The 26949-nt window shown below is 66.8% G+C and carries 23 protein-coding genes; 9 read left to right on the top strand and 14 right to left on the bottom strand.

The annotated features are described in order from the left end of the window. The first annotated feature begins 3 nt into the window (after positions 1-3). Positions 4-993, top strand: coding sequence for a Bug family tripartite tricarboxylate transporter substrate binding protein (locus AC1Q6E_RS26020; RefSeq protein ID WP_152793596.1), 990 nt, complete (start codon positions 4-6; stop codon positions 991-993). 4 nt (positions 994-997) lie between these two features. Here the strand turns inward: AC1Q6E_RS26020 and AC1Q6E_RS26015 are convergent, their stop codons facing one another. Together AC1Q6E_RS26015 and AC1Q6E_RS26010 are read right to left on the bottom strand one after the other, a co-directional pair. Then, positions 998-1759, bottom strand: coding sequence for an ABC transporter permease (locus AC1Q6E_RS26015; protein ID WP_296558335.1), 762 nt, complete (start codon positions 1757-1759; stop codon positions 998-1000). Beyond that, on the bottom strand, positions 1759-2724 hold the full coding sequence (locus AC1Q6E_RS26010; RefSeq protein ID WP_152793598.1) for an ABC transporter ATP-binding protein: 966 nt from the start codon (positions 2722-2724) through the stop codon (positions 1759-1761). Before AC1Q6E_RS26010 ends, AC1Q6E_RS26015 begins: the two co-directional genes overlap by 1 nt. A 198-nt stretch (positions 2725-2922) precedes the next feature. On the opposite strand from AC1Q6E_RS26010, the gene AC1Q6E_RS26005 reads away from it, so the two are divergent. Further along, entirely contained in the window at positions 2923-4194 is a 1272-nt protein-coding gene (locus tag AC1Q6E_RS26005) for an NYN domain-containing protein (protein ID WP_492573813.1), read from the top strand. Here the strand turns inward: AC1Q6E_RS26005 and AC1Q6E_RS26000 are convergent. After that, entirely contained in the window at positions 4182-5285 is a 1104-nt protein-coding gene (locus AC1Q6E_RS26000; protein ID WP_492573812.1) for a substrate-binding domain-containing protein, read from the bottom strand. The two genes, AC1Q6E_RS26005 and AC1Q6E_RS26000, sit on opposite strands and share 13 nt — an antisense overlap. 128 nt (positions 5286-5413) lie before the next feature. Here AC1Q6E_RS26000 and AC1Q6E_RS25995 point away from each other — a divergent pair, with 128 nt between their 5' ends. Together AC1Q6E_RS25995 and fdhF are read left to right on the top strand one after the other, a co-directional pair. After that, on the top strand, positions 5414-7150 hold the full coding sequence (locus AC1Q6E_RS25995) for an NADH-ubiquinone oxidoreductase-F iron-sulfur binding region domain-containing protein (RefSeq protein ID WP_152793601.1): 1737 nt from the start codon (positions 5414-5416) through the stop codon (positions 7148-7150). A 1-nt stretch (position 7151) separates the two neighbouring features. Then, positions 7152-9962, top strand: coding sequence for a formate dehydrogenase subunit alpha (gene fdhF / locus AC1Q6E_RS25990; RefSeq protein WP_492573811.1), 2811 nt, complete (start codon positions 7152-7154; stop codon positions 9960-9962). Between the two features lie 21 nt (positions 9963-9983). Here the strand turns inward: fdhF and AC1Q6E_RS25985 are convergent, their stop codons facing one another. From AC1Q6E_RS25985 to AC1Q6E_RS25965, 5 genes are all read right to left on the bottom strand, one after another. Next, entirely contained in the window at positions 9984-11330 is a 1347-nt protein-coding gene (locus AC1Q6E_RS25985) for a HipA domain-containing protein (RefSeq protein WP_296558285.1), read from the bottom strand. Further along, positions 11330-11635, bottom strand: coding sequence for a helix-turn-helix domain-containing protein (locus AC1Q6E_RS25980; RefSeq protein WP_296558284.1), 306 nt, complete (start codon positions 11633-11635; stop codon positions 11330-11332). The genes AC1Q6E_RS25985 and AC1Q6E_RS25980 overlap by 1 nt, the downstream gene beginning before the upstream one ends. Before the next feature lie 168 nt (positions 11636-11803). Further along, the gene (locus AC1Q6E_RS25975) at positions 11804-13261 is read right to left on the bottom strand and encodes an aldehyde dehydrogenase family protein (protein WP_296558282.1); all 1458 of its coding nucleotides are present in this window, start codon (positions 13259-13261) and stop codon (positions 11804-11806) included. A 22-nt stretch (positions 13262-13283) separates the two neighbouring features. Further along, a complete protein-coding gene (locus AC1Q6E_RS25970; RefSeq protein WP_296558280.1) occupies positions 13284-14255 on the bottom strand; it encodes a Bug family tripartite tricarboxylate transporter substrate binding protein in 972 nt (323 codons plus the stop codon). 70 nt (positions 14256-14325) lie between these two features. Next, the gene (locus AC1Q6E_RS25965; RefSeq protein ID WP_492573810.1) at positions 14326-16041 is read right to left on the bottom strand and encodes a thiamine pyrophosphate-requiring protein; all 1716 of its coding nucleotides are present in this window, start codon (positions 16039-16041) and stop codon (positions 14326-14328) included. 99 nt (positions 16042-16140) lie between these two features. Between AC1Q6E_RS25965 and AC1Q6E_RS25960 the strand changes: the two genes are divergently transcribed. The 4 genes from AC1Q6E_RS25960 to AC1Q6E_RS25945 all read left to right on the top strand — a co-directional run bounded on the left by AC1Q6E_RS25960 (position 16141) and on the right by AC1Q6E_RS25945 (position 19589). After that, positions 16141-17076 carry a LysR family transcriptional regulator gene (locus AC1Q6E_RS25960; protein ID WP_296558276.1) on the top strand — a complete coding sequence of 312 codons (936 nt, stop codon included), beginning with the start codon at positions 16141-16143 and terminating at the stop codon, positions 17074-17076. A gap of 44 nt (positions 17077-17120) precedes the next feature. Then, a complete protein-coding gene (locus tag AC1Q6E_RS25955) occupies positions 17121-18356 on the top strand; it encodes an MFS transporter (protein ID WP_152793609.1) in 1236 nt (411 codons plus the stop codon). Between the two features lie 78 nt (positions 18357-18434). Further along, the gene (locus tag AC1Q6E_RS25950) at positions 18435-18989 is read left to right on the top strand and encodes a hypothetical protein (RefSeq protein ID WP_152793610.1); all 555 of its coding nucleotides are present in this window, start codon (positions 18435-18437) and stop codon (positions 18987-18989) included. Between the two features lie 18 nt (positions 18990-19007). Next, the gene (locus tag AC1Q6E_RS25945; RefSeq protein ID WP_152793611.1) at positions 19008-19589 is read left to right on the top strand and encodes a hypothetical protein; all 582 of its coding nucleotides are present in this window, start codon (positions 19008-19010) and stop codon (positions 19587-19589) included. A gap of 19 nt (positions 19590-19608) precedes the next feature. On the opposite strand, the gene AC1Q6E_RS25940 is transcribed toward AC1Q6E_RS25945, so the two are convergent. From AC1Q6E_RS25940 to AC1Q6E_RS25915, 6 genes are all read right to left on the bottom strand, one after another. Next, entirely contained in the window at positions 19609-19956 is a 348-nt protein-coding gene (locus tag AC1Q6E_RS25940) for a DUF4870 family protein (RefSeq protein ID WP_152793612.1), read from the bottom strand. Positions 19957-20030: 74 nt separating this feature from the next. Next, positions 20031-20690: a protein-methionine-sulfoxide reductase heme-binding subunit MsrQ gene (gene msrQ, locus AC1Q6E_RS25935; RefSeq protein ID WP_152793613.1), complete on the bottom strand. Its 660-nt coding sequence runs from the start codon at positions 20688-20690 to the stop codon at positions 20031-20033. Between the two features lies 1 nt (position 20691). After that, on the bottom strand, positions 20692-21657 hold the full coding sequence (msrP, locus tag AC1Q6E_RS25930) for a protein-methionine-sulfoxide reductase catalytic subunit MsrP (RefSeq protein WP_152793614.1): 966 nt from the start codon (positions 21655-21657) through the stop codon (positions 20692-20694). A gap of 82 nt (positions 21658-21739) precedes the next feature. Beyond that, positions 21740-23014: a c-type cytochrome biogenesis protein CcsB gene (gene ccsB, locus AC1Q6E_RS25925; protein ID WP_492573831.1), complete on the bottom strand. Its 1275-nt coding sequence runs from the start codon at positions 23012-23014 to the stop codon at positions 21740-21742. A gap of 58 nt (positions 23015-23072) precedes the next feature. Then, the gene (locus tag AC1Q6E_RS25920; RefSeq protein WP_492573830.1) at positions 23073-25205 is read right to left on the bottom strand and encodes a cytochrome c biogenesis protein ResB; all 2133 of its coding nucleotides are present in this window, start codon (positions 25203-25205) and stop codon (positions 23073-23075) included. A 210-nt stretch (positions 25206-25415) separates the two neighbouring features. Next, complete coding sequence (locus tag AC1Q6E_RS25915; protein WP_152793616.1) at positions 25416-26096, bottom strand: c-type cytochrome; 681 nt, start codon at positions 26094-26096, stop codon at positions 25416-25418. A 306-nt stretch (positions 26097-26402) separates the two neighbouring features. Between AC1Q6E_RS25915 and AC1Q6E_RS25910 the strand changes: the two genes are divergently transcribed. Further along, positions 26403-26927, top strand: coding sequence for a gamma carbonic anhydrase family protein (locus AC1Q6E_RS25910; RefSeq protein WP_152793617.1), 525 nt, complete (start codon positions 26403-26405; stop codon positions 26925-26927). Positions 26928-26949: the final 22 nt, after the last annotated feature.

The raw sequence follows: 26949 nt of genomic DNA, 5'->3' as shown, positions 1-26949 counted from the left end.
AACATGGCAGCCTTGTTCGATCGTGTGCCGGGGGGACGTTTCGCGCACTGCCTCGTTGCGATTCTGGCAACCTTCGCGGCGAGCCATGTTCTTGCACAAAGCAAGGTGAGCATCGTGGTGCCAGCCGAGGCTGGCACAGGCCCGGACCTTATCGCACGCGTGATTTCGGGTGAACTGACGACACTGCTGCAGCAGCCTGTGATCGTCGAGAACAAGCCGGGGGCGGGCGGAAGCCTTGGCACGCTGGAAGTCATCCGGGCCAAGGCCGACGGCAACACATTGCTGATGGCGCCCATCGCGACGCTCGCGGTCACGCCGCTGCTTTACCCGTCCGCGAAGTACGATGTCGCCACGGACCTGGAAGCGGTGGGACTGGTCTCGGGCGGTCCGATGATGTTCGTTTCAACGCCGGCCACCGGCCTGAAGAGCCTCCAGGACGTGCTTGCGCTGGCCCGGACCTCGCCCGGGGAGATCACGATCAGCACAACCTCCCCCCGGGGCTCGTTGCCGCACTTGTCACTCGTGATACTGGGCATGCAAGCGGGCGTGAATTTCAGGCATGTCGTCCCGGCGACCAACAGCAGCCAGGCCGTTCAGATGCTGGTGGCCGGAGACGCGCAGGTGGCCGTTGGCTCCGTCTCGGCACTGTCGCCGCTGTTGAAGAGTGGGCGTCTTACCACGCTGGCGATGACAGGCGACGAGCCGCTTCCCGGAATGAAGGACATCCCGCTGGTCCGTGAAGCCGTGCCCGGATTTCCCTCGGTTCGCGGCTCCGTCTACGTGTTCGCGCCCAAGGGCACGCCTGCGGCGCGGCTGCTCAAATTGAACGAAGCGGTCAACGCCGCGCTGAAAACTCCGGCCGTGCTGCGAGGACTCGAATCGATCGCCAATCAGCCAGTCGGCGGCAGCATTGATCAGACACGCACCGAGTTCGTACGGGAACGGGCCATGTGGGTCGAGGCGGCCCGCAACGCCGACATGCAGCACAAATGACCGATCAGGTCTTCATCTTGTAGCCGGTGCGGAAGATCCAGGTCACGATGCCCAGGCACGCGACCAGGAACACCAGGGTCATGCCCAGGCTGACCACGACGTTGACGTCGGACTGGCCGTAGAAGCTCCAGCGGAACCCGCTGATGAGGTAGACCACGGGATTGGCCAGCGTGATCTTCTGCCAGATCGGCGGCAGCATGCTGATGGAGTAGAAGGCGCCGCCCAGGAAGGTCAGCGGCGTGACGACCATGAGCGGGATGATCTGCAGCTTCTGGAAATCGTCGGCCCACAGGCCGATGATGAAACCGAACAGGCTGAACGTGACGGCGGTCAGGACCAGGAAGCCCACCATCCAGACGGGATGCTCGATGTGATAGGGCACGAAGAGCCGCGCCGTGACCAGTATCAGCAGGCCCAGCATCATCGACTTGGTGGCCGCCGCCCCGACATAGCCGACCACCGCCTCGACGGGCGACACCGGCGCCGACAGCAGCTCGTAGATGGTCCCTGTCCATTTGGGCAGGTAAATGCCGAACGAGGCATTGGAAATGCTCTCGTTCAGCAGCGACATCATGATCAGGCCGGGAATGATGAACGCCCCGTAGCTGACGCCCCCGATCTCGCCCATGCGCGAGCCGATGGCCGTGCCGAACACGATGAAATAGAGCGAGGTGGACAGCACCGGCGAGGCGATGCTCTGGGTCAGCGTGCGGAAGGTGCGCGCCATCTCGAACCGGTAGATCGCCCGGATCGCATAGAAATTGATCATGCTTGCTCCCGCACCAGGCTCACGAAAATATCCTCCAGCGAGCTTTCGCTGGAATGCAGGTCCTTGAAGTCGATGCCCTGCTCGTTCAGGGCCCGCATCAGCGAGGCGATGCCGGTGGCTTCGCCCTGCGTGTCGAAGGTGTAGACCAGGGCATTGCCGCCATCGGCCAGCTCCAGCGCGTAGCCGGCCAGCGCCGGCGGCAGCGCCTGGAGCGGGGCCTGCAATTGCAGCGTCAGCTGCTTCTTGCCGAGCTTGCGCATCAGCGCCCGCTTTTCCTCGACCAGCACCAGTTCGCCCTTGTTGATGACGCCGATGCGATCGGCCATGTCCTCGGCTTCCTCGATGTAGTGGGTGGTCAGGATGATGGTCATGCCCTCGTCGCGCAGGCGGCGCACCATCTTCCACATGTCCCGCCGCAGCTCGACGTCCACGCCGGCGGTCGGTTCGTCCAGGAACAGCACCTTGGGTTCGTGGGCCAGGGCCTTGGCGATCAGCACGCGCCGCTTCATGCCGCCGGACAGCGTCATGATCTTGGCATTGCGTTTGTCCCACAGCGACAGGTCGCGCAGGATGCTTTCGATACGCGCCGGATTGGCCGGATGGCCGAACAGGCCGCGGCTGAAGCTGACGGTGGCCCACACCGACTCGAAGGCATCGGTGGCCAGTTCCTGCGGCACCAGGCCGATGCGCGTACGCGCCGCGCGGTAGTCACGGACGATGTCGTGGCCGTCCACCAGCACGGTGCCGGCGGTCGGGCGCGACAATCCACAGACGATGCTGATCAACGTGGTCTTGCCGGCGCCGTTGGGCCCGAGCAGGGCGAAGATCTCGCCCTTGCGTATCTGCAGGTCCACGCCCTTGAGCGCATGGAAGCCGTTGGCGTAGGTCTTGGCGAGGCCCGAGATGGAAACGATCGCGGGCGCCTCGCCGGAAAACGGGGGGCGGGTCGTGACTGGCTGCATGGCGTGATGAGCGCGCCGCGGGAGTATGGGAGGGGAACGGCGCGGTCCCGGCGGCGGAAGTCGAGTGTATAGGATAGGCATGGGCACGTCCTCAAGCCTGTTCCGCCAGCAGGGACATTTCCCGCAAGGGCCGACCCGGTATCATCCTATCTTCGCGGCCGGCAATCCGCCGGCCGCCGCACGACCGGAGCCTCCCCCATGAACCATCCCCCGGAAAACGTCAGCATGGCGCTGTTCTGCGACTTCGAGAACGTGGCCCTGGGCGTGCGCGACGCCAAGTACGAGCGCTTCGACATCAAGCTGGTGCTCGAACGCCTGCTGCTCAAGGGCAGCATCGTGGTCAAGAAGGCCTACTGCGACTGGGACCGCTACAAGGGCTTCAAGGCCACCATGCACGAGGCGAACTTCGAGCTGATCGACATTCCCCACGTGCGCCAGTCCGGCAAGAACTCAGCCGACATCCGGATGGTGGTCGACGCGCTGGACCTCTGTTACACCAAGTCGCACGTCAACACCTTCGTCATCATCAGCGGCGACTCCGACTTCTCGCCGCTGGTCTCCAAGCTGCGCGAGAACGCCAAGCAGGTCATCGGCCTGGGCGTCAAACAGTCCACCTCGGACCTGCTGATCGCCAACTGCGACGAATTCATCTTCTACGACGACCTGGTCCGCGAGACCCATCAGGCGGCCCGGCGCGAGCCCCGCGGCGCCCAGCCGGCCAACCGCCGTCCGCACGACGAGGACAAGGCACGCCGGGACGAACTGGAATCCCGGCGCGAGAAAGGCATCGCGCTGGCGGTCGAGACCTTCGATGCGCTGGTGTCCGAACGCGGCGACACCGGCAAGATCTGGGCGTCGGTACTGAAGGAAGCCATCAAGCGGCGCCGCCCGGACTTCAACGAGTCCTATTACGGGTTCCGCGCTTTCGGCAACCTGCTGGAGGCGGCCCAGTCGCGCGGGCTGCTGGAATTCGGCCGCGACGATAAATCGGGCGCCTATGTCTATCGCGCCAGCAGCGACACAGCGCCGGTCGAGCCGGCGGCGCCCAGGCCGGCGCCGCCGGCGGCGGTGCCGGCCGCCGAGCCCGTCGAAGCCCCCGCCGCCGAGGCGGCGGCCCCCAGGACGGACAAGCGGCGCAACCCCCGCGGCGCGGGCAAGAGCGCCACGCGCCGGGAACGGCCCGCGGCCGAAGCGGCCGGGGACACGGCCCGGCAGGAATCGGCCCCCCCGCCCTTGCCTGCCGCCGAACCTGCTCCGCGCCCCAGGGCCGAGGCACGGCCGGCTCCTGCCGCCACGCAACCCGAGCCGGTCCCGCCGCCCGCCGCCGAAACGGCCGGATCGGGAACGGCCAAGGCCGCGGCCGGGAAGGCCGGAACACCGGCCAAGAAGGCCGCACGCAAGACCGCCAGCAAGACGACGGCCGCGCGTCCCCGCGCGCGCAAGACCGCCGCGAAGGCTCAGGAAGGCTGACCAGCCGCGGGACGGCCGCCGAAGGCGCGCGCCAGCGTCAGCACCCCGCCGGTCTCCACCGGCTCATAGCCTGGCAGCGCCTCCAGGCGCCGCACGAAGCCCGGCGCCTTCAGGATGGCCAGCACGTCATCCAGCCGCCGGGCATCCAGCGCCGACTGCTCCACGGCGAAGAAATAGCGCTCGGTCACCAGCGGCACGAAATCCAGCCCGAAGCGCCGGGCGGCGGTCTCGATGCCGAATCCGACATCGGCCATGCCGCTGGCGATGTAGGCGGCCACCGCCGCATGCGTGAACTCCGTGCTGTCAAAACCGTTGATCGCTTGTTGCGGCACCTGATCGCGCGCCAGCATCAGCTCCAGCAACATGCGCGTGCCCGAGCCCGCCTGTCGGTTGACGAAGCGCACGCCCGGCCTTGCGAGGTCGGCCAGCGTCCCGATGCGCTTGGGATTGCCGGGCGCCACGCACAACCCCTGCACACGCAGCGCGAGCTGGACCAGCACGTGCTTGCGCGGATCCAGCCATTGCAGGTACTGGCGCACCGCGTCCGGCTCGAACGAGCCGATGGGTACGTGGAAACCGGCGAGGTCGCACTCACCCCGCGCCAACGCGGCCACCGCCTCGGTACTGTTCCGGTAGCGCAATTCCACCGGCATCTGGGCGGTGTTGATCCAATCCACCAAGGCCGCCACGGCGAAGCCATGGCTGGCATACAGCCGCAACGGTGAACGGTCGGGCGCCACCGCCTTGCGGATCTCGGCCTCCAGCTCCGAGGCCAGGCTGTCCAGCGTGGGCGACAGGCGGGCGCGGATCCGGTCCTCGGCCAGCAGCAGTACCGTACCCAGATGACTGAGGCAAGTGCCCTTCCCTGGACGCTTCTCCAGAAGCGGCGTGCCGAACATCTGTTCGGCGCTGCGCAAGAGACCCCAGACGTGGCGATAGGACAGCCCTTCGATACGCCCTGCCGCCGCGATCGAGCCCGACTCGCGGATGCTGGCCAGGAGGCGCAGCAGCAGGGACGTATCCACCGCGGGAGAGGCTTCGGCCCCCGTCCCCTGGATGTGCCAACCGGGCTGGATCGCGATCTTGAACATTTATGTAATCCTGAACATATTTTTCGCTGGAAGTTTCTTTGTTAGAGTGAGTTGCATCACGACACATATGTTCTGAATTTCATATATTAGCCGTTTCCGCCCTTCGCGACGCACGGCACGGAACCCCCATGGACCAGAAAGTCATTCCCATCGTCGCTGCGGCGCCCACGCGCGAACGCAAGCGCCAGCAGCCCAAGGGCCGGCGCGTCGATCCGGCCGCGCTGGCCGAGGTGCGCGCACTGCTGGGGGACGCGCCGCGCCGGCGTGACCTGCTGATCGAACACCTGCACCGCATCAACGACCGCTACGGCCAACTGGGCACCCGCCATCTGGCGGCGCTGGCCCAGGAGCTGCGCATGGCACAGGCCGAGGTCTACGAAGTCGCCTCCTTCTATCATCACTTCGACGTGGTCCGGGACGACGGCCAGGCCGAATCCGGCACCGCGCCGCTGACCGTGCGGGTGTGCGGCAGCCTGTCCTGTGAGCTGGCGGGCGCCGGGCCGCTGCTGGAGCGCCTGCAGCGACTGCTGGGCGCCGGCGTGCGGGTGGTGCCCGCTCCGTGCCTGGGACGCTGCGAACAGGCTCCCGTGGCGATGGTGGGCCAGCGGCCCATCTCCTGTGCGACGCCGGAAGCGGTGCGCACGGCCGTCGAGGGCGGCGACACCCGCGACCTGCCCGGCGCCTACATCGACTACGCCGGCTACGTCGCGCAAGGCGGCTACCGCGTGCTGCGCGAATGCGCGTCCGGACAGCGCGACGTGGAGTCCGTGCTCAGGGCCATGGAAGACTCGGGCCTGCGCGGCCTGGGCGGCGCGGGCTTTCCGGCCGGCCGCAAGTGGCGCGCGGTGCGCGCCGAACCCGCGCCGCGGCTGATGGCGGTCAACGTGGACGAAGGCGAGCCCGGCACCTTCAAGGACCGCTACTATCTCGAGCGCGATCCCCATCGCCACCTGGAAGGACTGCTGATCGCGGCCTGGGCCGTCGAGGCGCAGGCCATCTACCTCTACCTGCGCGACGAATACCACGGCTGCCGTGCCATCCTGCAGGCCGAGCTGGACCGCCTGCGCGACGATCCGCCCGTTCCCGGCCTGCCCCGCATCGAATTGCGACGGGGAGCCGGCGCCTACATCTGCGGCGAGGAATCGGCCATGATCGAATCCATCGAAGGCAAGCGCGGCATGCCCAGGCTGCGCCCGCCCTATGTCGCGCAGGTCGGCTTGTTCGGCCGCCCCACGCTCGAACACAACTTCGAGACCCTGCACTGGGTGCGCGACATCCTGGAACGCGGCGGCGCCTGGTTCGCCTCGCAGGGCCGGCACGGCCGCAAGGGCCTGCGCTCGTTCTCGGTGTCGGGGCGCGTGCGCCAGCCCGGCGTCCACCTGGCGCCGGCCGGCATCACCATCCAGGAACTGATCGACGAATACTGCGGCGGCATGCAGGATGGCCACGATTTCTATGCCTACCTGCCCGGCGGCGCATCCGGCGGCATCCTGCCGGCGTCGATGAACGACATCCCGCTGGATTTCGACACGCTGCAGCCCTATGGCTGCTTCATCGGCTCGGCGGCGGTCATGGTCCTGTCCCATCGCGACACCGCCGTGGGCGCGGCGCGCAACATGATGGGTTTCTTCAAGGACGAGTCCTGTGGCCAATGCACGCCCTGCCGCGTAGGCACGGCCAAGGCGCTGGAGCTGATACGCCAGCCCGAGTGGGACATCCCGCTGCTGGAGGAATTGTCCGCCGTCATGCGCGACGCCTCGATATGCGGACTGGGCCAGGCGGCCCCCAACCCCGTGGACTGCGTCATCAAGTACTTCCCCCAAGAACTGAGCCCGGGGTCATCGGGCCGCGCCACGGACAATTGACATGAATGCCATCAATCGCCGCGAGCTCGGCCTCTCCCCGGTCACCGTGACCTTCCGCCTGAACGGGCAGGAGGTCAGCGCCGCCGACAACGAAACGCTGATCCAGGTCGCCGATCGCCTGGGTATCGAGATTCCCCGCCTGTGCCATGCCGACGGACTGGAGCCGGTCGGCAACTGCCGTTCGTGCGTGGTCGAGATCGCCGGTGAACGCGTGCTGGCGCCGTCGTGCTGCCGCACGCCGCGCGCCGGCATGGAGGTCACGACAGACAGCGGGCGCGCGGTGCGCGCGCAGAAGATGGTGCTCGAACTGTTGCAGGCCGACATGCCCGAGACCTCGTACACGCGCAACAACGAAGTGGACCTCTGGGCGCGAAAGCTGGGCGTGGGCAAGCCGCGCTTCGCCCCGCGCGCGGCGGTGGCCGCCGACACCTCGCATCCGGCCATCGCCGTCAACCTGGATGCCTGCATCCAGTGCACGCGCTGCCTGCGCGCCTGCCGCGACGAACAGGTCAATGACGTGATCGGGCTGGCCCATCGCGGCGATCATGCGAAGATCGTGTTCGACATGGACGACGCCATGGGCGCCTCGACTTGCGTGGCCTGCGGCGAATGCGTGCAGGCCTGTCCCACCGGCGCGCTGATGCCCGCGCGCGAGGTGGCGCTGCAGGTGCCCGACAAAGAGGTCGAGTCGGTCTGCCCCTATTGCGGCGTGGGCTGCCAGCTGACCTACCACGTCAAGGACAACCGCATCCTGTACGTCGAGGGCCGCGACGGCCCGGCCAACCACGAGCGCCTGTGCGTCAAGGGCCGCTACGGCTTCGACTACGCCCACCATCCCCAGCGCCTGACCCGGCCGCTGATCCGCCGCGCGGACGCCCCCAAGCGCGGCGACGCGGCCATGGATCCGGATCGCGTCATGGACGTGTTCCGCGAAGCGACGTGGGACGAGGCGCTGGACCTGGTGGGCGAACGGCTGCGAACGATCCGCGACACGCACGGCAAGCGCGCGCTGGCCGGCTTCGGCTCGGCCAAGGGCAGCAACGAAGAGGCCTATCTGTTCCAGAAGCTGGTGCGCACGGGCTTCGGCAGCAACAACGTCGATCACTGCACGCGGCTGTGCCATGCCTCGTCGGTGGCGGCGCTGCTGGAGGGCATCGGCTCGGGCGCGGTGTCCAATCCCGTGATGGACGTGGGCAAGGCCGAGGTGGTGATCGTGATCGGCGCCAACCCCACGGTGAACCACCCGGTGGCGGCGAGCTGGATCAAGAACGCGGTGAAGAACGGCACCAAACTGATCGTGGCCGACCCGCGCCGCTCGGACCTCGCGCGGCTGGCGCACCGCTTCCTGCAATTCAAGCCGGACACCGACGTGGCGATGCTGAACGCCATGATGCACGTGATCGTCCATGAGGGGCTGGTCGACCAGGATTTCATCGCCAGCCGCACCATCGGCTACGACGAGTTGCGCAGGAACGTGGAAGGCTACAGCCCCGAGAGCATGGCGCCGATCTGCGGCATCGCCGCGGACACGCTGCGCGAGGTGGCTCGGCTGTACGCCACGTCCAAGGGGTCGATGATCCTGTGGGGCATGGGGGTGTCGCAGCACGTGCACGGCACGGACAACGCGCGCTGCCTGATCGCGCTGGCGCTGATGACCGGCCAGATCGGCCGCCCCGGCACGGGCCTGCATCCGCTGCGCGGGCAGAACAACGTGCAGGGCGCCTCCGACGCGGGGTTGATTCCCATGATGTATCCGGACTACCAGCGCGTGGACGATACGGCCGCGCGCGAGAAGTTCGAGCAGTTGTGGGGCATGCCGCTGGATTCCCAGCCGGGGCTGACGGTGGTGGAGGTGATGCACGCGATCAAGGCCGGCACGGTGCGGGGCATGTATGTAATGGGCGAGAATCCGGCGATGTCGGATCCGGATGCCAATCATGCGCGCGAGGCGCTGGCGGCGCTGGACCATCTGGTGGTGCAGGACATTTTCCTGACGGAGACGGCCTATCTGGCCGATGTCATCCTGCCGGCCTCGGCCTTTCCGGAGAAGACGGGGACGTTCACGAATACGGACCGGGTGGTGCAGATGGGCAGGCAGGCCCTGGATCCGCCGGGGGACGCGCGCCAGGATCTGTGGATCATCCAGCAGTTGGCGGCGCGCATGGGGCTGGACTGGCGGTACCGCGACGTGTCGGAGGTGTTCGACGAGATGCGCCATTCAATGCCGAGCATAGGCGGCATCACCTGGGACCGTCTGCAGGCGGAGCATGCGGTGACGTATCCGTGCCTGGCGGAAGGCGATGCGGGGGATCCGGTGGTGTTCACGAGCACGTTCCCGACGGAGACGGGCCGTGCGCGTTTCGTGCCGGCGGACATTATTCCGGCGAATGAGCGGCCGGATGAGGAATATCCGCGGGTGTTGATCACGGGGCGGCAACTGGAGCACTGGCACACGGGGAGCATGACGCGGCGGGCGTCGGTACTGGATGCGATCGAGCCGGATCCGGTGGCCTTGGTGCATCCGCTGGATCTGGAGGAGATCGGGGCGCGGCCGGGGGAGGTGATTACGCTGGAGTCGCGGCGGGGCGAGGTGTCGCTGTATGCGCGGGCGGAGGAAGGAACGCCGCGAGGGGCGGTGTTCGTACCGTTCTGCTATTACGAGGCGGCGATCAACAAGTTGACGAATGCGGCGCTGGATCCGTTCGGGAAGATTCCGGAGTTCAAGTATTGCGCGATACGGATCCGGGCGGGGGGAGCGGAGCCGGTGCAGAGTAGTTATGGGGGTGGGCAGATATTGGGATTGGGCTCTTGAGCCGGTCGCTGGTGACCAGGGTCACAACAATCCCTGATCGACCTTGGGCACTTCCGGCGCGATCCGAATCAGTCGTTCGGCTTGCGTGACGACGAACCGGGCAATGTCCTGCACCCGGCCGCGTTCATCTCCAAGATATACCGCGCTCTGGGCCAGGCCAGGCGCCAGCTTCGTGGCCTGCCTCGCCATGGAAACCAGTTCCCGAGCGACCAATGTCGCGGGCAAGGCGGCGCGGTGGGCAAAGTCCGCCAGGTCGAAGGCCGTCATGGCCTCGCAGTGAAACTCATCTCCATAGCCCATGGCCATCTCCTGCTCGATGGCTTTGCCGTAGGTATGGACGCAGACCAGATCGTAGAGATTTGCGGGAGCAAGCCCGGCGCCGCGCAGGAAGAACGACAGGTTCTTCCCGTGGGCGTCACTGTTTCCGATCAGCAACTGCAAGATCGCCCAGCGCAGAAAGAATTGGCGCGCGACGGCGGGGTTCTCGAAATCCTTGGCCAGCATGAAGAGCTTTTCGAAGCTCACGCCATCCCGAATATGCCGGACATGCTCGCTGCTGCCCATGTTGCGCTCGTACTTGAGCGCAACAGGTACATCCAGGGCCTGGCACGCGTCGATGACATGTCGCCGGTGTACTGCGATGGCCGCCTGGCCATCTTGTGCTCGGACGACGGTCCTGTCGAATCGTTCGACGAGAAGGATGGGCTCGGGTAGGCGCCGGATATGTACAGGCGCCACCGGCAGTCCCATGCGTGAGGCCAAGGTCATGCAGAAGTGCTCGTTGGCCACCATGCAGGGCGTGGCAGGATTGTGCGATTCCGGCTTGAGGATGTGAGTGGAAGCCAGTGGCGCCTCGACCAGGCTGATGCGCTCGCCTTCGAGAAGCACTTGCAGCTTGTCCTGAAAGCCTGCTGTCGATAGCCGAACCTGCCCGTCCCAAACGGGGAAGGGAATGCTGTCGCGTTTGCGAATTCGCTCGCTCAATTCTGCATCGGTGATCAGTCGGCGCGGCGCGGAGACTGCCGCCTGCCCCGCCTCGCTCCCCTCAGGCAGAAAGCTCAACGCTCCCACCGGTTCACGGCCCAGGAGGTTGATCAACCCGAAAATGTTGTTCTTGGAAATGTGGTGAAGGCTCGATGCGACATCAAGCGCACGACCTTCCGGAAGCAGGTTTTGCAGAAACCGGGCGACCACGCCGGAAGCGGCGGGCGGCCCGGCCAGCGGGATGTGCGGTGACAGAGGAAAGGCCTGGGCAACGCCCGGCCAACCGGGATCGTAGGCAAATGCGTACCGATCCTCCGTGGATTCGAAAGCCAGGGTTCCCACCTGCCCTTGTGGTGCGGTGACATTCAAGACATGACGAGCCATCAGTCGCCTGCCTTCATCCCGGGCTCGCCCTCGATCGCATTCAATGCCGTGGTGGCCTGGGATTTGTCCACGACGAAACAAGCCAGGCCCAGCCCCTGGAGAACCGACATCAGCTTGTCGGTGCCAACAGCTTTGCCGTTTTCCAGGCGCGACAGGGTGTCCTTGGAGACGCCAACGAGAGCGGCCGCATCGTCGATGCGGAGCCGCGAATGCGCGCGTCGATTTCGAACCAGTTGCCCAAGGGCCTGAAGATCCACCACGAGCGGACTCTCCGGGCCGGTAGGCTTGGTGAGCGTTCTGGCCATAATTCTCACATTTCAGGAATAAAAATCGAGACGGACTCCTTCGCCAAATTATTCCTTAAATATAAGAAAAAATAAACAAAACGCCATCGCCTTACTATAGTTCCTTGTAAATAAGAATAATCGAAGCCATCGGCCTTTGCGCTGCCCCCGCCCTTCGCCCCCACGACCTCACAGCGGGTTGCTGTCCTGGTAGATGATCTTCGACTCCGTGAAGTCGTTCAGCGCCTCATGCCCATGCAGGCGCCCCAGCCCGCTGCGGCGATAGCCCCCTGTCTCGGCTTCGGCCATCAGCTTGTTGTGATCGTTGATCCAGACCGTGCCCCGGCGCAGCTTGCGGGCGACGCGCTGGGCGCGGGCGCCGTCGCGGGTCCAGACGCTGGAGGACAGGCCGTAGACGGTGTGGTTGGCGCGGGCGACGGCTTCGGCTTCGTCGTGGAATTTTTCCAGCACGACGAAGGGGCCGAAGATTTCCTGCTGGACGAAGAAGGCGCTGGTGTCGCCGTGGGCGACCAGGGACGGCGTCAGAAAGGCGCCATGGGGGTGCTGGCCGTCCAGCGTGGCGCCTTCCAGCAGCACTTCGTCGGCCTCGTTCATGGCGCGGTGGATCTGGGACTGGACGCGATCGCGCGAGCCGCGGTCGATCAGGGGGCCGAGGTGGTGGCCGGGTAGCCAGCCGGGCCCGGCCTTCAGGGCGGCCAGGGCGTCGCGCAGGTGGGCGCGGGCGGCGTCGTAGGCGTCGGCGTGGACCAATACGCGGCGCGCGGCGGTGCATTGCTGGCCGGAGATGATGGTGGCGGCGTCGGCGATCTTGCGCATCACGTCGGGGATGGGGGCGTCGTCGAAGACGATGCAACTGGCCTTGTCGCCCAGTTCCAGCGACAGTTTCTTCATGGTGGGCGCGGCCGAGGCGTAGATGCGCTGGCCGGTTTCGTTCGAACCAGTGAAGCTGATGACGTCCACGTCGTCGGACTGGCAGATCAGTTGCGAGACGTCGGCGCCGTCCTCGACCACCATGTTGACGACGCCCGGCGGCAGGCCGGGAATGTTGATCAATTCCTTCAGCATCTCGCAGGTGACGAGCGCGGTCTGCCAGGCCGGCTTGATCACGGTCGTGCATCCGGCCGCCAGTGCCGGAGCCAGGCTGCGCACCAGCAGCAGGGCGGGAGCGTTCCAGGGCACGATGATGCCGGCCACGCCGGCGGGTTCGCGCAGCTGGGTCGAGAGCACGCCCGGGCTCACCTCCTGCGCGTTGCCGGCGATGTAGCGCGCCAGGCCGGCGTAGTAGTTGATCTCGGAAATGGCGCCGTGCATTTCGCCGGCGGACTGGGCGATGACCTTGCCGTTCTCCAGCGTCAGCAACATCGCCAGTTCCTGGGCGCGCGGGGCGAGGTTGCGCGCCCATTGCAGCAGCACGTCCTGCCGCAGGCGGGGCGAGCCGGCCCAGGCCGAGTCTTCGAAAGCCTGGCGGGCCGCGCCGATGGCGGCTCGGGCAGTGGCGGCGTCGGCCGTGGCGACCGTGCCGACGAGCTCGCCGTTGGCGGGGTTGATGTTGTCCAGCACCTGTGCCGCGCCGGTTTCCTGCAGGGCGCCGGCGACGATCAGGCCGGAGTGATATCGGTTCGTCATGTTTTCTCCAGGTTCTCTCTGGCTATTCGACCTTGATGTCGTTCTCGCGCGCCACCTTGGTCCAGAGCGGCACTTCCTTCTCGATCAGGCGGCGGAACTCGTCGGAGGTGCTGGCCTGGGCCGAGCAGCCAAGGGCGGTCATCTTCTTGCTCACTTCGGGCAGGGCGACCACGCGCGCGATCTCCCTCTGCAATACCTGGACCACGTCTGCCGGCGTGCCGGCCGGCGCCAGCAGGCCCGCCCACAACTCGACGTCCAGGTCCACCCCCGCCTCCCTCATGGTCGGCACCTCGGGCAGGAAATCGGCCCGCTGCGGGGAGGTCACGGCCAGTGCCCGCACGCGCTTGCTCTGCAAGCCCGTCATGGCCGGCGCCGGATCGGTGATGGCCATGGTGACGTTGCCCGCCATGACGGCCTGGATCGACTCGTTGCTGCCTTTGTAGGGAATGTGCGCGAAGCGCGCGCCGGTCTTGCCGTTGAACAGTTCGGTCACGAGTTGGAACGAGGCGGCGCTGGAACCGTAGTTGGCCTTGTCGGGATGCTGCTTCGAATAGGCCACCAGGTCGCTCACCGACTTGATCGGCAGCGAGGCGTCCGAGACCAGCACCAGCGGGAACTTCGCCGTCAACGAAACAGGCGTGAAGTCTTCGATCTTGTAGGGCAGCTTGGCGTACAGGGCGGGATTGAACGAGATGGGACCGCTCGCCCCCCAGAACAGGGTATAGCCGTCCGGCCTGGCCTTGGCCACGTAGGCCGCGCCCACGATGGAGGCCACGCCTGGGCGGTTCTCGACGATCACGGGCTGCTTGAGCCCCTTGGTCATTTCCTCGGCCACGATCCGGGCCAGGACATCGTTGCCCCCGCCCGCGGCGTAGCCGACGATGATGGTGATGGGGCGCGCGGGATAGGCCGGCTGCGCGTGCGCGGCCGGCAGGCCGAGCGGCGAGATGGCCAGCGCCAGCGCGGCCAGGTTCAGGATGCGGCGTACTTGCATGGTGTCTCCTTCCATAGGACTCGTTCGTTCCTTTGTTTCCGGCCACGGGCGGCGCCGGCCGCCCGCGCCGCTAGATCCCGCCGATGCGCACGTGCAGCACCGCGGCCCGGCCATCATCGACGGCCCGCAGGCAGCGGGCGATCGCGGCCGGCACGTCGTCGGGGTCCTCCACCGTCTCGCCGTGGCCGCCGAAGGCCTGGGCGATCAGTTCGAAGCGGCGCGTCTCGCCATACAGCCGCGCCTGGAACTCGTCGGCGCCGGCCGCCGAGCCGTCGGGATGCACGCGCAGCACGGCCTCCTTCACCGCCTGCCATCCGCCGTTGTCCAGCACCACGGTCAGGATGGGCAGCCGGTAGCGCTGCGCGACGTCATAGACCGAGGTGGGCGTGCCGAAATGGAACCCGCCATCGCCGACGACCTGCACCACGCGGGCATCCGGCCGCGCCAGCTTGACGCCCAGGGCCATGCCGCCGCTGTAGCCCAGGCCGCCCCCGGCCGTACCGAGCAGGGTCAACGGCCGGGTCCGGCGGATATGCCCCAGCACCGCGGGCGCGTTGCGGATGGCTTCGTTGACGACCACGTCGTCCTGGGACAGCGCCGCGCTCAACTGCGCGCACAGGTAGGCGGGCGAGATCGCGCCGCGCGTGCCACGCTTGCCCGCGGCCCGGGCCAGGCCCTCGGCGCGGGTCTTCGCCTGGGCCCGGCAGCCATCCAGGCGGGCGCGCACGCGCTCATGGAAATCCTGGCCGGCGCGGGCCCGCACGATGGCGCTGACCTGGCGCAACACCGTGGCGCAGTCGGCCTGCACCCGCATGTCCGTCGCGAAGCCCCACATGGGGAAATCCTTCTTGATCGGATCGACGTCGACATGCAGCCAGCGTACGCCGGGCCGCTCGGCCACGTACTTGGGCAGCCAGGGCACGTCCACGTCCAGCAGCAGTCCCAGGTCGGCATCGGCCTGCGCCGCGCCGGGGTCGAAGCCGCCGAAGCAGGGCGAATCGCGCGAGATGCCCAGGTAGCTGGGCGCGAATTCGTAGACGCGGATGCCGCACAACAGGGCCAGTTCCTCCAGCGCCTCGACCGCCTCGGCCTTGCGGCCGAGATAGGCGGTAACGGCCATCGGCCGCTCGGCCCGCATCAGGGCCTCGGCGATCTGCGCGGCGCGCGCCTCGTCGATGCCGCCGGCGGCCACGGGACCATAGCGGTCCTGGCCGAAAGCCTGCACCTGGTCTTCTTTCCATTCCTGCGTCAGCGCCTCGCGCGGCAGGGTCAGATAGACGGGGCCCGGCGGATCGCTCTGCATGACCGAGTGTCCGCGCCGCACGACTTCGCGCGCGTTGATGCCGGTCGAGAGCGAGTATTCCCATTTGACGTAGGGGCGGACCAGGCTGGCCATGTCGAACGGGTCTTGCACGAAGTGCACGTAGTTGTCGCGCGATCCTGGCAGCTCGCCGCGCACGGTGCCGGGCGCCCGCCCCGCCATCAGCATGACCGGCAGCCGCGAGCGGAACATGTTGTGCATGCCCATGGCGGCGTTCGCCGTGCCGGCGTCCACGTGGACCATCACCGCCTGCCCCTGCCCGGTCATCGCCGCGTAGCCGGCTGCCATGTGGATCGCGACGTTTTCGTGCGGGCAGAGCATGAAGCGGGGATGCCGGCGCCCCTGCTCGCGCCAGCGCGCGAGCTCCTCGATGACGGAGGCGTGGTCGGTGCCCAGGTTGGAAAACACGTACTCGATGCCGAGGTCCGTGAGTCCCTGGAGCAAGTAGTGGGCGCTGCTGTGCATGGGGTCTCCTGTAGGGGGTGGTCCATGTTAGGAATCGCAGTGAAATCCGTAAAATGAAATGAACTGATATCTGACATGCACGATAGGTATATCTCTGCCATGGCCAAACGTCTTTCGCACCAGGTGGATCTGAACCTGCTCGAACTCTTCCTTGCCGTGTACGGCAGCCGGAACCTCACCGCGGCCGGCCGGGAACTCGGACTGAGCCAGCCCGCGATGAGCCGCGCCCTCGCCCGCCTGCGCGACGCCTATGGCGACCCGCTGTTCGTGCGGCAGCCGCACGGCCTGCTTCCCACCCCCTTCGCCGACGGCCTGAATTCGTCGCTGCACCAGGCCCTGGACATCGTTCGCTGGACGCTGCATACGCCGGCCTTCGTCCCCGCCAACGAACGGCGCGTGTTCACCCTGGCGATGTCCGACATCAGCGAACAGGTGTTCCTGCCCGGCCTGGCCCGGCGGGTGGCGGAACAGGCGCCCGGCGTGCACCTGCGCACCAGCCAGTTGCAGGGCAAGGCGCTGCGCGACGCCATGGCGGACGGCAACGTGGACCTGGCCATCGGCCACCTGCGCCTGGATCCGGAGGGATTGCAGACCGACCGGCTGTTCTCCGCGAGCTATGCCTGCATCGCCCGGAGCGACCACCCCGCCATACGCACGCGGATGACCATGGCGAACTTCCGCCAGCTCGGCCATGTGATCTCGGAAGGCTCGATGACCGGGCATGCCCACGTGCTGGAAGGCATTCTCGCCTCGCCCAGGGTGGGCGCGCCCGTCGCCCTGCGCGTGGGGCACTTTCTGTCGATCGGCCGCATCGTCGCCCAGACCGACTACATCGCCACCATCCCGCGCACACTGGCCGCCACGTTCGAAACCGCCTGGGGCGTCAGGATGTACGCGCCGCCGATGCGGCTGCCCGCCTATGACGTGTCACAGTTCTGGCACGAACGCTACGCGCGCGAGCCGGGGCGGATCTGGCTGCGCACGGTGATCCACGAATTGTTCAGCCGGTCGGCGCAGAAGCCGGCGGTTCTGTAACCGGGCTCGACATCCGGGGCAGCCGGTTGCTATGTTGCCTGACCATGGAAACACACGATACGGACGGCGCCGGCCGGACCGATGGCGGCTACGGCTGGATCATCGTCGCCGCCGGTGCGCTGATCACCTGCGTGGCCGCGGGAGCCATGTTCTCCCTGGCGGTCTACCTGCAGCCCATCTCGGCCGATACGGGCTGGTCGCGCGCCGGCATCTCGGCGGCCATGACGCTCGATTTCCTGGTGATGGGCATCGCGGCATTCGGCTGGGGCGCGCTGAGTGATCGCTACGGCACGCGCCCCGTGGTCCTGGCCGCCTCGGTGCTGCTGGGCCTGGGGCTGCTGCTGGCGAGCCGCGCCACCTCGCTGACGGCCTTCCAGCTCGGCTATGGCGTGCTGGTGGGGGTGGCGGGCGGCGCGTTCTTCGCCCCGCTGATGGCCCTGGCCACGACCTGGTTCGAGCGCCACCGGGCGTTAGCGGTCTCGCTCGTTTCAGCCGGGATGGGCGTCGCCCCCATGACGGTCTCGCCGCTGGCGGGCTGGCTCATCCTCGAATACGGCTGGCGCACGGCGATGGCCACGACAGGTATCGCCGCCCTGCTGCTCCTGATCCCCGCCGGCCTGCTCATCCGCCAGCCGCCCGCGGCCTGGCTGGCCGGGCAAGCCCACGCCGAGGCGGCCGGCCCCGCCCCGTCCGTGCGGCAGGCCCTGCGGTCGGCGCCCTTCATCGCGCTGGCGCTGACCTTCTTCCTGTGCTGCGCCGCCCATTCCGGCCCGATCTTCCACGTCGTCAGCTTCGCCACGTTCTGCGGCATCGCGCCCATGGCGGCCGTGACCATCTACAGCGTGGAAGGACTGGCGGGACTGGGGGGACGGCTGCTGCTGGGCGCGCTGGCCGACAGGCTGGGCACCAGGCGGGTGCTGATCGCGGGCCTGCTGCTACAGGCGGTGGTGATAGGCGTCTATTCGCAGGCCCGCCTGATCGGCGAGTTCTACGGCCTGTCCATCCTGCTGGGCGCCGCCTACGGCGGCGTGATGCCGCTGTACGCGGTGCTGGCGCGGGACTGGTTCGGCCCGCGCATCATGGGCAGCATCTTCGGCGCCGCGGTCATGGCCTCGAGCCTGGGCATGGCCTTCGGGCCGCTGGCCGGCGGCTGGATCTTCGACCACTTCAACGGCTATGCCTGGCTGTACCTGGGCTCGGCCGCGGTCGGCATCGGCGCGGTCGCGGTGGCGTTCGCCTTCCCGCGGTCGCCGGCCCGGCCAGCGCTTCAGGCGGGCTGAATCGCTGTTTTTCCCTCCCTCTCAAAGGTTACTATATGTGTCAAATTATTAGTAACCCGACTCGACGAGGGAAATGGAATGATGCGCAGTGTTGGAGTGATGGTTGCCGCTGTCGTGCTTTCAGGCTGCGCGATGACCGCGCCGCAGTATTCGGCCCGAATGGACAATGTGATCAAGCTGAAGGATGCGGAGTTCCGGGACGCCAGGGTGGCGGACTTCAGCAGCCTGGCCGCCAAGGACAACGCCAACCCGATTTCCCTGCGCGGATCGTCGCTCGAGTCGCCTTACGGCAAATCCTATTCCGCCTACCTGACCGAGGCCATCAAGCAGGAACTCACGCTCGCGGGCAAGTACTCGCAGGCCTCGAACGTGGAAATCTCGGGTGAACTCCAGAAGAACGATCTGAACGCGGGATCGTTCACCACCGGCGACGGCTTCATCGCCGCGCGCGTGGTGGTCAGGAAGGGGGGGCAGGTCGCGTACGACCAGGTCAAGTCCGCCACGATCACCTGGCCTTCCTCCTTCGTGGGTGCCGTTGCGATCCCCGCCGCCGCGCAGTCCTATCCCACGCTCGTGCAAACGCTGCTGGACACGCTGTTCAGCGACAAGGCGTTCCTGGACGCGCTCAAGTAATCGACACGGAGTTTCCGCATGAATCTCATCAAACGCCTGGGCGCCTTGGCGGCGATCCTGGTTCTGGCAGGTTGCGCGCATCCCATATCGATCGCCCCCGACGTCTCCAAGCTCACCCCGGGCGAAAACGGGCGGCGGATCGAGGCCCGCGTGGCCTACCATATTCCCGATTCGCTGCAGGAGAAGAACGTCATCACGGCGGGCGGCGGCGGAGACAAGGTCCAGTACAAGCCGTACAAGGACATGGAAGCCGCTTTCTACATGATGCTGGGCAACGTCTTCGCGCAGGTCACCAAGACGAAGGCCGTACCCCCCGCCGCCGCCGAGAATGTGAGCTACGTGATCACGCCCGAGATACTGACCGCCTCGTCCTCCGAAAGCCTGCTCACGTGGCCGCCAACGCGTTTCCAGACCCAGCTGACCTGCGTCATCAGCGACGCGGCAGGCAACCCCGTGACCACGATCAGCGTGATGGGGGAAGGCACCGCGGAATTCGACGAGTTCAGGACCAACTTCAACCTGGCCGCGCAGCGTTCGACGCAAGACGCCCTGCTGAAAATGCGGGACGCCCTGCTGGCCGACGCGGCCTTGAAGAAATAGTCCGGAAAATCCCCGCCCCTCAGGCGGGGTACATCGGCTTGTTGTCGTTCAGGTTCAGCCAGCCCTTCACGATGCGGTAGATGTACCAGATGAAGGCCACGAACCAGACGACCCAGCCGATGAAGGCCCACACCGTCAGCGCCCCCACGATGGCCCACAGCACCGTGAACCAGAACGTGCGGATCTGCCAGCGGAAGTGGCTGTCCAGCCACGTGCCGGCCATGTCGCCCTTCTTGACGTAGTTGATGATGATCGCAACGATGCTGCTCAGGCCGATGAGGATGGCCAACGCATACAGCGCGTAGACCACGGTGGTCAGATTCTTGGCGGATTGAAGCTTGGCGGTGTCGACCGTGACGTCGTTCATGATGCACCTCTTGTTGTTGTCGGCAGCGGGCATCGGGAAGCGCATGGCCGGGCGGCCCGCGCCGCCTGCCCCGCTCACGGCCTGGCGGCACGCCGGCGCACCAGGCGCCATCCCATCAACCCCGCGAAGACCACAGTGTAGAGAAACACCGCCGAAAAATCATTCTTGCCGGCCTTCTGCCACCAATAGTGCAACAGCACGAGCACGCCTATCAGGTAGACCAACCGGTGCAGCGACTGCCAGCGCGACCCCAGCCGCCGCATCCAGCCGCGCGTCGAGGTGGCCGCGAGCAGGCAAAGTCCCAGGAAGCCGGCGAATCCCATCGTGATGAACGGCCGCTTGGCCACGTCGCGCGCGATGGACATGAGGTCGAACCACTGGTCCCACCAGATATAGGTGGTGAAATGCAGGCAGGCGTAGAAGAAGGCGAACAGCCCGCACATGCGGCGCACTCGCAGCAGGGCCGGCTGGCCCAGCAGGGCGCGCAGGGGGCTGATTGCCAGCGTGACCAGCAGCGCCACCAGGGTCCAGGTGCCCGACGAACGGGTCAGGAACTCCACGGGATTGGCCGTCAACCCGTCCGTTGCCCCCAGCCACACCCAGCGCGCCAGCGGCAGCAGCGCGACGATGAACAGCAGGACCTTGAAGCGCCCCACGGCCAGCCCGAACAGGCGCGGCTCGGACGGCACGGCCCGGGTGGCGGTACGCGGCGGCGCGGCGGGCACGTCCGCCATCTCAGTAATCGCGGGCCAGGTCCATGCCGGCGTACAGACTGGCGACCTGGTCGCCGTAGCCGTTGAACATCAAGGTCTTGCGCTTGGGCGAGAACAGGCCGTCCTCGCCGATGCGCCGCTCGGAGGCCTGGCTCCAGCGCGGATGGGGCACGTTGGGATTCACGTTGGCGTAGAAGCCGTATTCCTGCGGCGCGGCCTTGACCCAGCTGGTGACGGGCTGCTTTTCCACGAAGCGTATCTTCACCAGCGACTTGCCCGACTTGAAACCGTATTTCCAGGGCACCACCACCCGCACCGGCGCGCCGTTCTGGTTGGGCAGGGTTTCGCCATAGACGCCGAAGGTAAGCAGGGTCAGGGGCTGCATGGCCTCGTCCATGCGCAGCGCCTCGACATAGGGCCAGTCGAGCACGCGCGTGCGCAGGCCGGGCATGGTGTCGGGCTGCACGGCGGTGACGAACTCGACGAAGCGGGCGTTGCCGGTGGGTTCGACCCGGCGGATCAGCGCCGCCAGCGAATATCCGGTCCAGGGAATCACCATGGACCAGCCTTCGACGCAGCGCAGCCGGTAGACCCGCTCTTCCAGCGGGGCCAGCTTGCGCAGGTCGTCCAGGGACAGCACCTGCGGCTTCTTGACCTCGCCCTCGATCGCGATGGTCCAGGGCGAGGTGCGGAAGCGCCCCGCATAGTCCGATGGATCGCCCTTGTCGGTGCCGAATTCGTAGAAATTGTTGTAGGTGGTGACGTCCTTCTGCGAGGTCGGCTTGTCCATCACCACGAAAGCGCCGTTACGCTGCGCCGCCAGCTTCACGCCGGTCGTCTGCGCGAACGCCTGCCGGTCGGCCCACCCCGCCAGCCCCATCGCCGAGGCGGCCAGCCCCGCCTGCAGCATCAACCGCCGCCGGTCGCGATAGACCGCTTCCGGCGTGATCTCGGAAGGCAAAACATCGGAAGGCCTGCGTATCAGCATGACGGTCTCCAGTCCGTACTCCTGCCGCAGCCGCGGCATCGTCGAGTATAGACACGCCTTGCCGAAAAAGATTCAAGGGGGGCTACAGCTCTCCGTAGGAATGCAGGCCCGACAGGAACATGTTCACGCCCAGGAAGGCAAAACCCGTCACCAGCAGGCCCACCAGGGCCCAGTAGGCGGCGGCGTTGCCGCGCAGGCCCTTGATCAGCCGCATGTGCAGCCAGGCCGCATAGTTGAGCCAGACGATCAGCGCCCAGGTTTCCTTGGGATCCCACTGCCAGTAGGCGCCCCAGGCATCGGCCGCCCACAGCGCGCCCAGCACCGTGGCGACGGTGAAGAACGCGAAGCCCACGGCGATGGCCTTGTACATGATGTCGTCCAGCACCTCGAGCGCGGGCAGGCGCTCGGCAAGCTGGCGGCGGCCCAGCAGGATGCCGCCGACGATCATCGCCGCGATGCCGGCGTAGGTCATCCAGTAGGCCGGCATGCCAGTCTGGCGGAAGATCAGGGGCTCGACCGCCAGCAGCACGCCCAGGACGAACAAGGGAGCCAGTTTCACCCACGAAGAAGTCTTGCCGTGGGCCTTGACCAGATAGGCGAAAGCGACCATGGCAGCCAGCGAGAACGTGCCATAGCCGATGAAATTGGCCGGCACGTGCAGTTTCATCCACCAGCTTTGCAAGGCCGGCACCAGCGGCTGGATCTGCTGCGCGCCGCGGTCGAAGGTGTACCAGATCAGGAAAGCGACGGCCGAGGCGATGACCAGCAGCACGAAACCGCCCAGGCTGCGTGTGTCGTATTTGCGCTCGTAGTACAGGTAGAACAGCGCCGTGATCAGCGAGAAGAGGATGAAGACTTCGTAGAGGTTGCTGACCGGGATGTAACCGATGTCCGGGCTGAGCAGATAGCTTTCGTGCCAGCGTACCAGCAGGCCCGTCAGGCCGGCGAACACCGCGCTCCAGGTCAGCGCCGTCCCCAGCCAGGCGGCCGTGCCGCTGCGGGCGATCAGGCCTATCCAGTAACACGCGGTGGCGATGACGAACAGCGCGCACATCCACAGGATGGCGGACTGCGAGGACAGCAGGTACTTGAGAAGGAAGGCCTGGTCGGCCCGCGCCAGATCGCCCTGGTAAAGGGTGACGGCCAGGCCGCCGCTGATGGCCGCCGCGATCATCAGCGCGCGCAGCGGCCGCCACAGCCAGGCCAGCCAGGCCAGCACGACCGCCGCGCCGGCCAGGATGGCCTTGTCGTAGTAGGTCATGATCCCGCCCACCCGCTGGAACGCGAAGGCGGCGCCCGCCGCCAGCAGCACGGCAAAGGCGATGTCGGTCCAGTCGAGCCCCCGGGGGCCGTCCATGCCCCGGCGGGAAGCCCGCCCGGCGCCGTCGCGGGCGGATGAGGTCAGTTCCATTTAGCTACCCTTTCTGCTGCGGCGGCAAGGCGGCGATATCCGCCTTGAGCCGTTCGAATTCCTGGTTGAAATCCAGCGTGCGCCGCTGGGAGGTCATGGCCATCAAGGTCTGCGCGCCCTGCCCGTCCTGTCCCGGTTTGACCCACATCCAGACGCGGCGCTCGCGGATGTAGAACATCGAGAACACGCCCAGGATGAGCAGCACGCAGCCCAGGTATACCGCATTTTTACCGGGGGTCCGGCTCAATTGGAACACGCTGGCCTGGACGTGATGGAAATCCTTCAGGCTCAGCACGACCGGCGCCGGATACAGGAACAGGTCCGACATCGCCCCCACGGCGGCCTGGGTCCAGGCCGCGGCCGCGGCAGCTTCGGGCCCGCCGGTCGGCAGCGGGGGCAGCCCGGCACGCTCGCGCTCGACCGCGCGCAGCTCGCCCATCGCGCCGCCCAGCAGCTTGACCACGACATCGGCCGCGCGCTGCTGCTCGCCGGACGAGACGTTGGTTTCCAGGAAGCGGGCGATGGATTGCAGGCCGCCGTCCGCGAAAGTGTCCAGGGCCCGCTCGGCCGAGGCCTGCAACTGGGCGGTCAGCTCACCGTCGGCGGCGCCGCCCGAGGCCAGCCGGTTGGCGTGGGCGAACCGGCGCGCGGCCTGCGCGCGGGCCTGCGGATCCTGCAGGATCGCGCGCAGCCCCATGAATTCCTTCAGGGAGTTGTCGGCGTCGGCCGGCATGCGCACATAGCGGAAATCCTCGTCGGGATTGGTGCGCACCCCGGACAGGAAGACCCCCACGCCGTCGACTTCGACCGGCAGCATGTAGTTGTGGAATTCGTGTGCCTGGCCGCTGGCGTCGCGCAGCTTGTATTGCACGCTGGGGCCGACGTTGCGGAAATCCTGATTCTGGCCCACGCGCGCGGCGCTGCCGGATACCGCCGCCACATGTTCGCGCAGCGCCTTGGGCTCGGCCGCGCCCACGCGGCCGTTGGCGAAGTTTTCGACGTTGATGGGGCGGAAACCGCTGAATTCGACGGTCAGGTCCTTCAGCGCGTCGCTGTCCGGGGCGCCATCTGCCACCAGCTGCGCCGTGCCCCCTACCTTGCCCGACACCGGAAAAGTATAGGGCTGGCCGCCGCGCAGGGCATAGCCGGTCAGGTCCAACGAACTGCCGCCGTCGTCGAAACTCGATTGATAGACCGTCACGCCCTTGTAGCGCAGCGGCTCATTGACCTTGATGGTGGCGGGGAAATGCTCGCCTGTCTCGTTGTCGGTGACCTCGACCTCGCTCGCGAACAGGCGCGGCATGCCGGTGGAATAGTATTCGACGATGAACTTCTTCAGCTCCAGCGTGAACGGCAAGGGCTGGACCAGCGCGCCGTCGTCCACCATGACGATGCCGTTGCGGGCCTTGCCGCCCTCGGGCACCAGCACGCTGCTGCGGAAGCTGGGGTTGCCGAGGCCCAGGCGCCCGGAAGCGGGCACGTCGGCGATGGCCATGTTCTCGAACAGGGGCTTCTTGCCGGCCAGCCAGATCTGGAGTCGTATCGGCAGCTCGCTGTCGAGCAAGCCGCCGATGCAGACGATGACGATGGCCGTATGGGCGAAGATATAGCCCAGCCGGTTGCCGCTGCCCCGCTTGGCCGCCAGCAGGGTGGCCGGGCCCTCGGCCCGGGTGCGCACGGCATAGCCCTGGCGCTTGAGCAGCCCGGCCAGCGCGCCGGCCACCTGGGACGGCGCATCGGTCGACACGAACTCGGCACGGTGATGGAACGACCGCAGGCTGTTCTCGCGCACGTGCTCGCGGAACGAGCGCATGTCGCGCACCATCTTGGGCGCGGTGCGGATGATGCAGAGACTGGTGGAGACCACCAGGAATCCCATGATGAGCAGGAACCACCACGCGTTATAGACGTGATAGAGCGAGAAGGTCTCGAACACCTCGAACCAGAACGGTCCGAACTGGTTGACGTAGTTGTTCGACGGCTGGTTCTGTACCAGCACCGTGCCGACGATGCTGGCCAGGCAGATGAAGACCAGCAGGCTGACGGCGAACCGCATCGAGGCCAGCAATTCGAGCAGGTCGGTGCCGAGACCGCGCGAAGCAGGGCGGGAAGCGGAAGGTGTGGCAATGGTCATGATGGGTGCTGCGGGCCTCGGTTCTGACAGGTCGGTTGCCGGAGGACGCCTGTCAAGGAATGCAAAGAAAGGCCCCCACGCTTGCCGCTGCGCGGCGGCGCTGCCCCCCGAGGGACCATTTTCCATCCTGGGGCGGCCCGGCGATGCAAAAGGGGCGGAAGATCCGCCCCTTCAGTGACCATGATCGACAGCAGTGGTTCCGGGCGCCGGCGATCAGCGCAGGCCAGCGATGTAGTCGGCCACGGCCTTGATTTCGGCGTCGGTCATCTTGTTCGCGATCTGCGCCATCGGCACGTTATTGTGCCTCGCGCCGCTGCGGAAGGCCACCAGTTGGGCCTCGGTGTATTCGCCGAACTGGCCGCCCACGCGCGGGTATTGCGAAGGGATGCCGGCGCCGTTGGGGCTGTGGCAGGAGGCGCAGGCCGGAACGCCCTTGCTGGCGATGCCGGCGCGGAAGATGCGCTGGCCCAGCTCGACGGTGTCCTTGCTCTTGGCCACGGCGGGCTTCAGGGTCTGGGCGCCGAGATAGGCCGAGATGTTGCGCATGTCCTCGTCGGTCAGGCCGGCGACGTTGACATTCATGACGGCATTGACGCGCTCGGGCGTCTTGGCGCCTTCCTTGACCTTGAAGTTGGCGAGCTGCTTGTAGATGTAATCGGGGTGCTGGCCAGCCAGCTTGGGATTGGCCGCGCCGGCGCTGTTGCCGCCGGGGCCATGGCAACTGGCACAGGAAATGATGTTGCGGGACGCGTCGCCATTGGCGAACAACTGCTCGCCCTTGGCCGCATCGACCTTGGGACGGGGTTGGGCATCGGCGGCCAGGGACGGCAGGGCCACCGTCGCACCCAACATTGCACCGCTCGCGACAAGCATCAGGGACAGCACACGCTTCATGAAAACCTCGACCTAAATTCCACAATCAGGCTACGGATACGCGACTCACGGATGCCCTGCTCCTGCTGCTCCTGCCGGCATGCGGCAAGAATTCTCCTTGCAGGTGTCTCCGCGGGGCCCACCTACCCCGTTATCGATTCGACCCGGCTCGCGCCGGAGGTGATCGTTCTTCTACTGCGAGTTTTGTTCTACTGCAAACTCTTGCCACCGAAAGCGCGCCACCCGGCGCTGCTTTCCGATGCTAAGTAACCGCTTATTATAGCAACTACAACGTAGTCCATAGAAAACTATTCGGGAAAGACCACCATGGCTGTCTACCAGCTCGGCGCCCACGCGCCCCACATTCCGGACTCGGCCTACGTGGCCGAGGAAGCCGCCGTCATCGGCAGGGCCAGGCTGGGCGAGAACGCCAGCGTCTGGCCGGGCGCGGTCATCCGCGCCGACAACGACGACATCGTCCTGGGCGAATCCAGCAATGTCCAGGAAGGCGCGGTGCTGCACACCGACCCGGGCCTCAAGCTCACCATCGGCGACTACGTGACGGTCGGGCACCAGGCCATGCTGCACGGCTGCACCATCGGCGACGGCTCGCTGATCGGCATCCAGGCCGTGGTGCTGAACCGCGCGGTCATCGGCAAGAACTGCCTGGTGGGCGCGGGCGCCATCGTCACCGAAGGCAAGGAATTTCCCGACCGCTCGCTGATCCTGGGCGCCCCGGCCAAGGTCGTGCGCCAGCTCACGGACGAGGACATCGCCCGCATCCGCGCCGGCGTGGAGAGCTACGTGAAGCGGCAGCAGTTGTTCAAGAAAGATCTCAAGCGGGTCGGCTGACCGGCGGGCCGCCGCGGGGCGG

The organism is Pigmentiphaga sp. MLSB6-MA01 (genome assembly GCF_058793475.1).
The sequence above is the reverse complement of the archived record's forward strand: the minus strand, read 5'-3'. Positions and strand labels throughout refer to the sequence as shown.

Coding starts and splice junctions, on each gene's coding strand:
- msrP (WP_152793614.1), bottom strand. CDS start 21,657: ATGCTGATACGCAGGCCTTCCGATGTTTTGCCTTCCGAGATCACGCCG.
- AC1Q6E_RS25965 (WP_492573810.1), bottom strand. CDS start 16,041: ATGCACAGCAGCGCCCACTACTTGCTCCAGGGACTCACGGACCTCGGC.
- msrQ (WP_152793613.1), bottom strand. CDS start 20,690: ATGGCGGACGTGCCCGCCGCGCCGCCGCGTACCGCCACCCGGGCCGTG.
- AC1Q6E_RS25985 (WP_296558285.1), bottom strand. CDS start 11,330: ATGGCTCGTCATGTCTTGAATGTCACCGCACCACAAGGGCAGGTGGGA.
- AC1Q6E_RS25940 (WP_152793612.1), bottom strand. CDS start 19,956: ATGAACGACGTCACGGTCGACACCGCCAAGCTTCAATCCGCCAAGAAT.
- AC1Q6E_RS26005 (WP_492573813.1), top strand. CDS start 2,923: ATGAACCATCCCCCGGAAAACGTCAGCATGGCGCTGTTCTGCGACTTC.
- ccsB (WP_492573831.1), bottom strand. CDS start 23,014: ATGGACGGCCCCCGGGGGCTCGACTGGACCGACATCGCCTTTGCCGTG.
- AC1Q6E_RS25975 (WP_296558282.1), bottom strand. CDS start 13,261: ATGACGAACCGATATCACTCCGGCCTGATCGTCGCCGGCGCCCTGCAG.
- fdhF (WP_492573811.1), top strand. CDS start 7,152: ATGAATGCCATCAATCGCCGCGAGCTCGGCCTCTCCCCGGTCACCGTG.
- AC1Q6E_RS25945 (WP_152793611.1), top strand. CDS start 19,008: ATGAATCTCATCAAACGCCTGGGCGCCTTGGCGGCGATCCTGGTTCTG.
- AC1Q6E_RS25995 (WP_152793601.1), top strand. CDS start 5,414: ATGGACCAGAAAGTCATTCCCATCGTCGCTGCGGCGCCCACGCGCGAA.
- AC1Q6E_RS25960 (WP_296558276.1), top strand. CDS start 16,141: ATGGCCAAACGTCTTTCGCACCAGGTGGATCTGAACCTGCTCGAACTC.
- AC1Q6E_RS26010 (WP_152793598.1), bottom strand. CDS start 2,724: ATGCAGCCAGTCACGACCCGCCCCCCGTTTTCCGGCGAGGCGCCCGCG.
- AC1Q6E_RS25910 (WP_152793617.1), top strand. CDS start 26,403: ATGGCTGTCTACCAGCTCGGCGCCCACGCGCCCCACATTCCGGACTCG.
- AC1Q6E_RS25915 (WP_152793616.1), bottom strand. CDS start 26,096: ATGAAGCGTGTGCTGTCCCTGATGCTTGTCGCGAGCGGTGCAATGTTG.
- AC1Q6E_RS26020 (WP_152793596.1), top strand. CDS start 4: ATGGCAGCCTTGTTCGATCGTGTGCCGGGGGGACGTTTCGCGCACTGC.
- AC1Q6E_RS26000 (WP_492573812.1), bottom strand. CDS start 5,285: ATGTTCAAGATCGCGATCCAGCCCGGTTGGCACATCCAGGGGACGGGG.
- AC1Q6E_RS25955 (WP_152793609.1), top strand. CDS start 17,121: ATGGAAACACACGATACGGACGGCGCCGGCCGGACCGATGGCGGCTAC.
- AC1Q6E_RS25970 (WP_296558280.1), bottom strand. CDS start 14,255: ATGCAAGTACGCCGCATCCTGAACCTGGCCGCGCTGGCGCTGGCCATC.
- AC1Q6E_RS25950 (WP_152793610.1), top strand. CDS start 18,435: ATGATGCGCAGTGTTGGAGTGATGGTTGCCGCTGTCGTGCTTTCAGGC.
- AC1Q6E_RS25980 (WP_296558284.1), bottom strand. CDS start 11,635: ATGGCCAGAACGCTCACCAAGCCTACCGGCCCGGAGAGTCCGCTCGTG.